This window comes from Cellulosimicrobium sp. NPDC055967 (assembly GCF_042269845.1).
In the GTDB taxonomy this organism is placed as follows: Bacteria; Actinomycetota; Actinomycetes; order Actinomycetales; family Cellulomonadaceae; genus Cellulosimicrobium.
This window is the reverse complement of the sequence record NZ_JBHJYJ010000029.1, coordinates 1-10,442: the sequence shown is the minus strand read 5'-3', so window position 1 is coordinate 10,442 and position 10,442 is coordinate 1. Positions and strand designations below refer to the sequence as shown.

General features: G+C 76.3%; 9 protein-coding genes. 4 read left to right on the top strand and 5 right to left on the bottom strand.

The window, feature by feature from the left end; all coding sequences use genetic code 11:
- Positions 1–235: 235 nt before the first annotated feature.
- The 5 genes from ACFC2L_RS20075 to ACFC2L_RS20055 form a co-directional block, all read right to left on the bottom strand.
- Positions 236–1,207 carry an alpha/beta hydrolase gene (locus ACFC2L_RS20075; protein WP_375826109.1) on the bottom strand — a complete coding sequence of 324 codons (972 nt, stop codon included), beginning with the start codon at positions 1,205–1,207 and terminating at the stop codon, positions 236–238.
- Entirely contained in the window at positions 1,204–2,163 is a 960-nt protein-coding gene (locus ACFC2L_RS20070; protein ID WP_375826108.1) for a zinc-binding dehydrogenase, read from the bottom strand. The genes ACFC2L_RS20075 and ACFC2L_RS20070 overlap by 4 nt, the downstream gene beginning before the upstream one ends.
- A gap of 76 nt (positions 2,164–2,239) precedes the next feature.
- A complete protein-coding gene (locus tag ACFC2L_RS20065) occupies positions 2,240–2,950 on the bottom strand; it encodes a maleylpyruvate isomerase N-terminal domain-containing protein (protein ID WP_375826107.1) in 711 nt (236 codons plus the stop codon).
- A gap of 61 nt (positions 2,951–3,011) precedes the next feature.
- On the bottom strand, positions 3,012–4,271 hold the full coding sequence (locus ACFC2L_RS20060; protein ID WP_375826106.1) for a homoserine O-acetyltransferase: 1,260 nt from the start codon (positions 4,269–4,271) through the stop codon (positions 3,012–3,014).
- A 101-nt stretch (positions 4,272–4,372) separates the two neighbouring features.
- Positions 4,373–5,710 carry a bifunctional o-acetylhomoserine/o-acetylserine sulfhydrylase gene (locus ACFC2L_RS20055; RefSeq protein WP_375826105.1) on the bottom strand — a complete coding sequence of 446 codons (1,338 nt, stop codon included), beginning with the start codon at positions 5,708–5,710 and terminating at the stop codon, positions 4,373–4,375.
- A gap of 375 nt (positions 5,711–6,085) precedes the next feature.
- Between ACFC2L_RS20055 and ACFC2L_RS20050 the strand changes: the two genes are divergently transcribed.
- From ACFC2L_RS20050 to ACFC2L_RS20035, 4 genes are all read left to right on the top strand, one after another.
- Positions 6,086–7,504 (top strand): C40 family peptidase, encoded by a 1,419-nt coding sequence (locus ACFC2L_RS20050; RefSeq protein ID WP_375826104.1) that lies wholly within the window; start codon positions 6,086–6,088, stop codon positions 7,502–7,504.
- A 75-nt stretch (positions 7,505–7,579) separates the two neighbouring features.
- Complete coding sequence (locus tag ACFC2L_RS20045; RefSeq protein ID WP_375826103.1) at positions 7,580–8,518, top strand: hypothetical protein; 939 nt, start codon at positions 7,580–7,582, stop codon at positions 8,516–8,518.
- Entirely contained in the window at positions 8,515–9,756 is a 1,242-nt protein-coding gene (locus ACFC2L_RS20040) for a sensor histidine kinase (protein WP_375826102.1), read from the top strand. The genes ACFC2L_RS20045 and ACFC2L_RS20040 overlap by 4 nt, the downstream gene beginning before the upstream one ends.
- A complete protein-coding gene (locus tag ACFC2L_RS20035; RefSeq protein WP_375826101.1) occupies positions 9,753–10,406 on the top strand; it encodes a response regulator in 654 nt (217 codons plus the stop codon). Before ACFC2L_RS20040 ends, ACFC2L_RS20035 begins: the two co-directional genes overlap by 4 nt.
- The last annotated feature ends 36 nt before the right edge of the window (positions 10,407–10,442 follow it).

Below are 10,442 nucleotides of genomic sequence, written 5' to 3'. Positions count from 1 at the left end.
GTACTGCCCTGGAGACGGGGTGGGAGAGTAGGACGCCGCCGGACAACCCTTCACCGAAGGCCCACCCCACACGGGGTGGGCCTTCGGCATTTCCGCATACCCTCACTCAGGTACCTCTCGCCGCCGAGATAGTGCCGCGGTCGCGCGAGGTAGAGCCGCGGTCGGCCGAGGTAGAGCCCTGGTCCGCCGAGGTAGAGGCGTGGTTCCTGGGCTGGACGGCGTGTGGCCGTCGACGTCAGGCCCAGCCGTAGGCTGCTGACCAGCGGACGATCTCCGCGAAGAACCGGGCCCGCGGTTCGGGGGCGGAGAGCGAGAGGTCGTGCATCCCGCCGGGGATCCGGACGAGGGTGACGACCCGCCCCAGGTGCGCCGCGCGGCGCGCGAGGGGCTCGACGTCGAGCACGATGTCAGCGGAGCGCATGTCCTCGGACCAGCGGGTGCTGAAGAGCGACCTCTCGGCGAGGAGCACGAGCACGGGGCAGTCGATGGCGAGCCCCGCCGCGACGCGGGCATGGCCGGAGATGATCGCGCGGAGCCAGCCGGCGCGGACGGGGAACGACGGGACGGGCCGCCAGGCGTCGTCGATCACCCAGGCGCCGTCGTCGCGGTCGCGCAACGTCCGCGCGTAGTACCCGGGGTCTACGTTCGGCAGCGGGGTGCGCGGCTGGAAGCGCGCGAGCTGACGGATCGCCGGGCCCGAGACGGTCCGGGCGACGGACGACCCCTGGAGCTCGAGCCACGGGCTGTTGAGCACGAGCCCGCGGACGGCGCCCGGGTGCCGGTGCGCCCAGAGGGCCGCGACGAGCCCTCCGGTGGAGTGGCCCATGAGCATGATCGCGACGTGCGCGCCGAGGTCCCCGCGGACGACGTCGAGCGCGGCCGCGATGTCGGGGTCGTAGTCGACGAGGTGCTCGACGTACCCCGGCGTCTGGTGCGGGCGCAAGCTTCGCCCGTACTTGCGCAGGTCCAGGGCGTAGAACGCGGCGCCCAGGCCGTGCCACGTCTCGGCGAGCTCGGTCTGGAAGAAGTAGTCGCTCCAGCCGTGGACGTACAGCACGGCGCGCGCGGGGCGGACCGGCTCCTGCGTCTCGGGTGCGTGCCGCACGACGGTGACGACGACCTCGCCCTCGTCGTCGGGCTCCAGCTCGACCGTGCGCTGCTCGTACCCGGCTCCGAGGACGTCCGGGCGCCACGCGGTCGACGTCACGGCGTGAGCACCACCTTGCCGAAGTGGTCGCCGGTCGCGAGGCGCGCGAGCCCGTCGCGGGCGCGCGCCAGGGGGAGCACCTGGTCGACGACGGGGCGCACCTCGCTGCGGGCGAGGAACCGCAGCAGCGCGGCGAGGTCGTCGCGCGACCCCATCGTCACGCCCTGGATGCGGATCTCGTGGAAGAAGACGCGCGTGAGCTCCGCGGGCGACGCGTCGCCGCTGGTCGCCCCCGCGACGACGACGGTCCCGCCCGGGCGCACCGAGCGCAGCGAGTGGCCCCAGGTCGCCCGGCCGACGGTCTCGACGACGACGTCGACCGGTGCGGGGAGCCGGGCGCCGGGCTCGAACGTCGCAGCGGCCCCGAGCCCTGCTGCCCTGGCGCGCTTGCCGGCGGAGCGGGACGTCACCCACGTCTCGAGCCCGGCGGCCGCGCCGAGGGCGACCGCCGCCGTCGCGACGCCACCGCCGGCGCCCTGGACGAGGACGCGGTCGCCGGGGGCGGCGCCGCCGGCGGTGAACAGCATCCGGTAGGCGGTGAGCCACGCCGTGGGGACGCACGCGGCCTCGACGAAGGTCAGCTCCGGCGGCTTGGGGACGAGGTTGTGCGTCGGGACGGCGACGCGCTCGGCGAGCGTGCCGGGGTACCGCTCGGAGAGCAGCGACCGCCGCTCCGTCGGACCGACGCCGTGCCCGTCCGCCCCGACCACCGCGTGCACCACGACCTCGGTGCCGTCCGGCGTGACGCCCGCGGCGTCCGTCCCGAGGATCATGGGGAGCCGGTCGGCGGGCAGCCCGACGCCGCGCAGCGACCAGAGGTCGTGGTGGTTGAGCGACGCGGCGCGCACGTCCACGGTCGTCCAGTGCTCGCGGGCGTCGGGTTCGGGGCGCTCCCCGACGACCAGCCCGGCCAGGGGGTCGTCGGGGTCGAGGTGGTCGGCGTAGGCGGCAAGCATGCCCCCAACCTACGGTCCGGCCCGCGCCGCAACCACGGGAGGCTGCGTGCCGCGCGTCACCCCACCGGGGGAGCGGTCAGAGGAGCGGGAGCATCCGGCCGAGGTCGGGCACCGCCTCGGAGGTGTGCACGGGCTCCAGGGCGCGCGCGAGCTCGTCGACGTCGTAGGGGACGCGGCCGCACGCGACCCGCAGCCAGAGGCGGGCGTCGTGCACCTCGAGCGCCCAGCCGCCGCGCGTGACGACGACGCGCAGCAGCTCGGCCGCGACGGCGTCGAGCGCGGCACGGTCCACGGGGTCGGCGGGGACGCCGGGGAACGTGCGGGCGAGGTCGTCGGCGTGCACGACGAGCTCGAGGACGCGTGAGCGCACCATGTCGAGGAGCGTGATGGGTCCCCGTCGCGCCTGCACGACGCTCTCGTCGGCGAGCTCGTCGAGGCGTGCGAAGCCCGCGGCGGCGAAGGCCTCGACGTGCCCGAGGCGGTCGTCGGCGATCTGCTCGTCGAGGGCGCGCGTCGCGTGCTCGATCTCCTCCGCCCGCTCCGGGTACGTGCCGAGGTACTCCGCGAGCGTGAGGGGGACGGTCCCGGCGGGCACCGGCCCGCACAGCGCGAGGGTCTCCATGACCCGGCCGAGATGGGTGACGAGCTCGCCGACGGTCCAGCCGTCGAGCACGCTCTCCCGGCCGGCGTCGCGGTCCAGCTCGTCCCCGAGGTCGCGCAGCCACCGGTCGAGCCGGTCCCACTGGGCGCGCAGGTGCTGGGCTGCCTCGGTCACGTCGCTGTCCATCTCCTCATCGTGCCAGGACGGCGTGGGCACGCCCGCCACGGCACCGTCCCGTGGACAGGTCTCAGTCGCGGACGCCGGCCCGTTCCCCGAGGAAGTCGGCGACGATCGGGCCGAGCTGGTCGAACTCGATGAGGAACCCGTCGTGCCCGAAGTCGCTCGTGAGCGTCCGCATCGGGTCGGCCCCCGGGATCCCGGCCGCGATGCGTGCGCAGTCCGCGGGGAGGAAGAGCCGGTCGGTGTCGACCGCGACGACGAGCGCGTGCGCCGTGACCTGGGCGAGCGCCGCCTCGACGCCGCCGCGGTCGCGCCCCAGGTCGTGCGTGAGCATCGACTCCGTGAGCACGACGTACGAGTTGGCGTCGAAGCGCCGCGCGAGCTTGTCGCCGTGGTGGTCGAGGTACGACTGCACGGCGTAGCGCCCGTCGGTGAACGGGTCCTCGCCGCCCTGCGGGAGGCGCCCGAACCGGTCGTCGAGCTCGCGCGCGGACCGGTAGGTCGCGTGCGCGATCTGCCGGGCGATGCCGAGGCCGACGTGCGGGCCCTCGCCGTCCGCGGCGTCGTAGTAGTCGCCGCCGCGGAATCCGGGGTCGGCGCGGACGGCCCCGAGCTGGGGGTGCGCCCACGCGATCTGGTCGCCGGTGGTCTGCGCGTTCGTGGCGATCGCCGCGAGCGAGACGACGTCGATCCCGGCCTCGGGGCCGAGGAGGGCCCACTCGAGGACGCGGTGCCCGCCCATCGACGCGCCGACGACGAACGCCCACGACGAGATGCCGAGCGACCGCGCGAGCTCGATCTCGACGGCGACCTGGTCGCGGGTCGTGACGCGCGGGAAGCGGCTGCCCCAGGGGAGCCCGTCGGGCGCGGTGGACGCCGGGCCCGTGGTGCCCTGGCACCCGCCGAGCACGTTGGGCGCGACGACGAACCAGCGGTCGGTGTCGATCGGCGCGCCGGGTCCGACGAGCGACTCCCACCAGCCCGCGGTGGCGTGGCCCTCGCCCGCGGGGCCGCTGACGTGGGAGTCGCCGGTGAGGGCGTGCAGGACGAGGACGGCGTTCGACCCGTCCGGTGCGAGCGTGCCCCACGTCTCGTACGCGACGCGGACGTCGGGCAGGCGGGCGCCGGACTCGAGGTCGAACGTGCCGACGTCGGCGAAGCGCCGTCGCCCGGCCGGGTCGCCCTCGCGCCACGCTCCCGTCGCCGGGACCGGAGCCTTCACCCGGGCGCGCGACGGCGCGACCCCGTGCCCCGCCGCGGCGTCCGCGCGGGGACCGCGCCGGCCGTCGGGGGCGGAGGGGAGGAGGTCGTCGTTCACAGGGCTCACCGTCGGCCACTGTACGGCCGGGGCGCGCAGGGCGCCCCGGCTGTCCAGATCCGTCATCGCAGTCCTCGTCGTCGTTCTGCCGCGCGTGCGGGCGTCGTCGCTCAGGCGCCCAGCGACGACTTGGCGGCCGTGAACCCGAGCTCGAGGTCGGCGAGGATGTCGTCGACGTGCTCGATGCCGACGGAGAGGCGGACGAGGCCCGGCGTCACGCCGGACTGCGCCTGCTCCTCGGGCGTGAGCTGGCTGTGCGTCGTCGACGCGGGGTGGATGACGAGCGAGCGCACGTCGCCGATGTTGGCGACGTTGGAGTGGAGCTGCAGCGCGGAGACGAACGCCTGCCCGGCCTCGCTGCCGCCGTCGAGCTCGAACGCGAGGACCGCGCCCGCGCCGCGCGGCAGGTACTTCTGCGCGGCGGCGTGCCACGGGCTCGAGGCGAGCCCGGCGTAGTGCACGGTGCGGACGTCGTCGCGCGCCTCGAGCCACTCCGCGACCTTCTGCGCGTTCGCCACGTGGCGCTCGACGCGCAGCGAGAGCGTCTCGATGCCCTGCGCGATGAGGAACGCGTTGAACGGGGAGATCGCGGACCCCAGGTCGCGCAGGAGCTGGACCCGGGCCTTGAGCACGTAGGCGAGGTTCGCGCCGAGGATGCCGTCCACGCCCAGGTCGCGCGCGTAGACGAGGCCGTTGTACGACGGGTCGGGCGTGTTGAAGTTCGCGAAGCGCTCGGGGTGGGCCGCGTAGTCGAAGGTGCCGCCGTCGACGATCACGCCGCCGATCGCGGAGCCGTGGCCGCCCAGGTACTTCGTGGCGGAGTGCACGACGACGTCCGCCCCGTGCTCGAGCGGGCGCAGCAGGTAGGGGGTCGCGACCGTGTTGTCCACGACCAGCGGGACGCCCACCTCGTGCGCGACCGTCGCGACGGCCTCGATGTCGAGGACGTCGGCCTGCGGGTTGGGGATCGTCTCGCCGAAGAACAGCTTGGTGTTCGGGCGCACCGCGTAGCGCCAGGCCTGCGGGTCGTGCGGGTCGGCCACGAACGTCGTCTCGACGCCGAGCTTGGCGAGCGAGTACTGCAGCAGGTTGTAGGTGCCGCCGTAGAGGCTCGGGGACGCGACGACGTGGTCGCCCGCCTCGGCGACGTTGAGGATCGCGAACGTCGTCGCGGCCTGCCCGGACGCGAGGAGGAGCGCGCCGACGCCGCCCTCGAGCGAGGCGATGCGGTTCTCGACGACCTCCTGGGTCGGGTTGCCGATGCGCGTGTAGATGGGGCCGAGGTCCTTGAGCGCGAAGCGGTCGGCGGCCACGGACGCGTCGGGGAAGACGAACGACGTCGTCTGGTAGATGGGCAGCGCGCGGGCCCCGGTCGTCGGGTCGGCGGTCTGGCCGGCGTGGACCTGGCGCGTCTCGAAGGACCAGGCGGGGGCGTTCTCGGTGCTCATGGTGCTCTCCTGCGGGTGGTGGGGGTGGGGAAGACGTCGGCGCGGCGCGCCGGGCGGGGGCCACGGGGACGAGAGGGCGGGAGGCCGGCCGTCGACCGCGGCGGGGGGCGCACACGGGACGGGATCGCCACGGCGAGGACGTCGTCGACGACGGCTCGCGGGCAGGCGAACGTGTGCTGGGGTCAGCGACACATTCGACGGGACATGCTGGCGAGGCTAGGCGGGATCCTCGCCGTCCGACAGGGGGGTCTCGCGATGCGAGACCACATCCTGAGAAGAAGCACGGCGCTCCGATGGCGCATCGCGGACCTTCTGGGCAGACTCGTGCGGGTGCTGTCAACGGGACACGCCGCGCGACCGGTCGAAGGAGGAGCGATGGACGACGTGACGTCGGCGCCCGCCGCCCGGACCGAGTCCCTCGGGGGAGCGCGGCGACGCTCGACCGGGCCCCGACGCCTCGCCTCCGCGGCTTCGGCAGGCCTGCTCGCGCTCGTGCTCGGCGTCGGGCTCGCGCCCTCCGCGTCGTCCGACCCGCCGTCCGACGACGACGTCCGCGCCGCGCGCGAGGCCGCGGAGGGCGCGGCCCGGGACGTCGCGACGGTCGAGAGCGAGCTCGCGTCGCTGCGGGACCGGCAGTCCACCGCCGAGGCGGCGGTCGAGACCGCGGCGGAGGAGTACGCGGCCGCGCAGGACGCGCTCGCCGCGGCCGACGCGGAGGTCCGCGACGCGCAGGAGGCGCTCACGACGGCCCGGACGGGCGAGACGGACGCCCGCGCCGCCGTGGGCGCGCTCTTCCGCGCGTCGCGGCAGGGCTCCGCCGACCTCGACGCGCTGCGCGCCGTCCTGGACGCGGACGGCGTGGGCCAGGTCGTCGAGCGGGAGAACGCCGAGCGCGTCGCCGGCCGCACCGCGGGTCGTGCCGTCGACGCGCACGCGACGGCGCGCGCCGTGGCCGACACCGCCCGTGCCCGTGCCGACGCGGCGCTCGCGCACCAGGGCGAGGTCGAGGACCGCGCACGGGACGCGCTCGCCGCCGCCCAGGTCTCGTCCGACGCGCTCGCCGACGCCGTGCAGGAGTCCGCGACCCGCCGCGAGGCGCTCCTCGCCGAGCTCGCCCGCGCGCGCGCCACGAGCGTCGACGTCGAGCGTCAGCGCCAGGACGCCCTCGACGCGCAGGCCGCGAGCGAGCGCGAGGCCGCCGCCCGGGCCCGCGTCGAGGCCCCGGCGACGGGGACGTCGTCGGGCACGCCCGCGGCGCCCCTGACGAGCAGCCCCGCACCCGCGAACCCGGCGCCCGACCCTGCACCCGCGCCGCCCCCGGCCCCGGACCCCGCACCTGCGCCGAACCCGGCACCCGCACCGACGCCCGCGCCGGCCCCCGACCCGCCGCCGGTCGTCACGCCGCCCCCGGGCACCGGTGTGGGCAGCGCCGCGCAGGGCCAGGCCGCGGTCGCGTGGGCGCGCACCAAGATCGGCGCCCCGTACGTGTTCGGCGGCACCGGGCCGGGGTATGACTGCTCGGGCCTCACGTCACGCGCCTGGGCCGCGGCGGGCGTCGACATCACGCGCACGTCGCGGTCGCAGTACCAGCGCGTGCAGAAGATCTCCTACGACCAGCTCCGGCCGGGCGACCTGATCTTCTACGCCGACGACACGTCGAACCCGTCGACCATCCGCCACGTCGCCATGTACACCGGCAACGGCATGATGATCGAGGCCCGCCAGCCCGGCAGCCCCGTGCACGAGGTGGCGATGCGCTGGGCCGACGCGATGCCCTACGCGGGCCGCCCCTGACGCACGACCTGGGTCGCGCACCGTCGCGACCTGAGGGCGACGCGTCCAGGGGGCCGCCCTGGCGAGCCTGGTCCCATGACCGACACGACCTCGTCCTGGTTCCGCCCCGGTCCCCCCGGGCTCACCCGCTCCGCGCGCACCGCCGCGGCGATGGTGGCCTGCGCGTCCGTGACCCTCGTCGCCGGCGCCCTGCGCTGGTGGGGGCCGCCCCCGGAGGGGTACTCGGCGATCTTCGCGCCGTCGTGGGTCGCGCCCGTCGCCGCGGGGAGCGCCCTGCTCGCGGTCGTGGCCGCCCGTGGTCGCCGTCGCACGTCCCGGCGCCTGGCCCTCGGGCTCGGCTGGACCGCGGTCGTCCTGCTCTTCTGGGCGGGCGGGGGTCTCGCGCTCGACGCGTTCCGGGCGTTCTTCGCCGTGACAGGGATCCCGGCCGGTGACTTCGCCGTGGTCGACGTCCCGGGGGCGCTGGTGCGGTCGCTCGCCACGCTGACGGCCGTGGTCACGACCTTGAGCACGTGGTCGGTCGCCACGACGGGCGCCCGGCCCGTCCGGCGTCGGTGGCCGCGGGCGCTCGGCCTGGCGATGTGCGTGCCCTACCCGGCGCTCAAGGCCTACTGGTGGCTGGGCGGTACGCTCGGACGGCCCGAGCCGCACACGGGGGGAGCGCCGGTGATGGAGGTCGTGCTGTTCGCGACGGCGGCCGTCCTGGTGCTCGCGCTGACGCACCGCCCGGTCCCGGCCCGGGGCGTCCGGGCCGCGCTGCAGGCCGTCGGGTGGGTCGCGGCGTCCGCGGGGCTCACGATGGGGGCGCTCATGGTCTTCGGGACCGCCGCGCAGCTCCTGGGCCTCGACGACGGTCCGGTCGACCTCGGTGCCGGCGCGATCACCGTCATCGTCGCCCTGACCTACGGCACCTGGCTCGTGATCGGCGTGGCGCTGCTCGTCGCGACGCTGGACGCGGGCGACGCCGCGGCGCGCCCCGCCCTCCGCGGCACCCGATCGGTCGCCGTCCCGTGAGCCTGCGGCCCGCCCGCGGGGACGTGCTCGTCGCGACGGCGGCAGCGCTCGCCCTGCTGCCCGTGACGTGCGTGGTCGCGCTGGAGTCGCTCCCCGCCGCCCGTGCCTGGGCCCTCGTCGGGCTCGCCGCGCTGGCGCACGTCGCCTTCGTCGCCCGCCGGTCGGCCCCGGTGCTCTCGCACGTGCTCGTCGCGCTCACCGCGGCGGGGATGCTCGCGGTGTCCGGCCTCTACTTCCTGCTGCCGTCGGCGGCCGTGTTCCTGCTCTCCGTCTACTCCTGCACGGCGTGGGGGCCGCGTCCGCTCGGGCTGGTGACCGGCGTCGTCGGCGTGGCGGCGACCGCGCTCCGGTACCGCGTGGACCCGAGCGTGACGGCGTCGCCGATCGGCCCGAGCCCGTGGCTGCTGGGCCTGCTCCTCGCCGCCCTCGTCGTGGTCGCCTGGACCGCCGGCCTGCTCCGGCGGTCGCAGGAGCAGGTGCGGCGCGAGGCGCTGGCCGGGCGCGAGCGCGCGGAGGCCGAGCGCGAGGAGCGGGCCGAGCGGGCCGTGCTCGCCGAGCGCACCAGGATCGCGCGCGAGATGCACGACGTCGTCGCGCACTCCCTCTCGGTCGTCGTCGCCCAGGCGCGCGTGGGCCGCGCCGACCCCGGACGCGCGGCGCAGGCGCTCGCGGTGGTCGAGGAGACCGGGCGCGAGGCGCTGCGGGACCTGCGGGGGATCGTGCACGTGCTGCGCGCCGAGCCGGCGAGCGCCCCCGCCGGTGCGGCGGCCGCGGCGCCGGCGCCGACGCTCCGGGACGTGCCCGGCCTCGTCGACCGCGTCCGCCGGGCCGGCCGCGCCGTGCGGGTCGTCGAGTCGGGCGTCCCCGTGCCGCTCGGGCCGACGGCGGAGCTCGCCGCGTTCCGCGCGGTCCAGGAGGCGCTGACCAACAGCGCGCGCCACGCCGCGCCCGGCTCGTCGACGACGGTCACCCTCGCGTGGCACGGTGCCGGGCTCCACGTGGAGGTGGCGGACGTCCCGTCGTCCGACGACGCGGGGGCCGCCCGGCCCGCTCCCGGCCCGGACGCCGCACCGGCGACCGGCGCGGGCCTGGGGCTCGTGGGGATGCGGGAGCGGATCGAGGCGGCGGGCGGGACGCTCGAGATCCGCGCGGGCGAGGCGTGGACGGTCGCGGCCTCGGTCCCGGCCTCGAACCAGCACGCGCTCGCACCGCCTCGGCCTGCGGACGGTGGCCCGTGATCCGCGTGCTGGTCGTCGACGACCAGCCGCTCGTCCGCGCGGGGGCGGTCGCCGTGATCGACGCCGCGCCGGACCTGGCCGTGGTCGGCGAGGCTGCCGACGGCGCGCAGGCGCTGCGCGTGCAGCGCGAGCGGCGGGCCGACGTCGTCGTCCTGGACGTGCGCATGCCGGTCATGGACGGCATCGAGACGACGGCGCGGCTGCTGGACGCGTCGATGCCTCCGTGCCGGGTGCTCATCCTCACGACGTTCGACGTGGACGAGTACGTCTACGCCGCGCTCCGAGCGGGCGCCGCCGGGTTCCTGCTCAAGGACGCGCCGACCGACGAGCTGCTCGCCGCCGTCCGCACCGTGCACCGGGGGGACGCCGTCATCGCACCGTCGGCGACGCGGCGGCTCCTCGCCGAAGTCGCCCCCGTCCTCCCGGACGTCGTCGCCCGGTCCGAGGCCGTCGGCGTGCTCACCGGGCGCGAGCGCGAGATCGTCGCGCTGCTCGCCGAGGGGCTGTCGAACGCCGAGATCGGGGCGCGGGTGTACCTCTCGGAGGCGACGGTCAAGACCCACGTCGGCCGGGTCCTCACCAAGCTCGGGCTGCGTGACCGGGTCCAGGTCGTCGTCTGGGCCTACCGGAACGGCCTCGCCCGGCCGTGACGCACGACGGCGGCCGCTCACCTCGCGAGGTGAGCG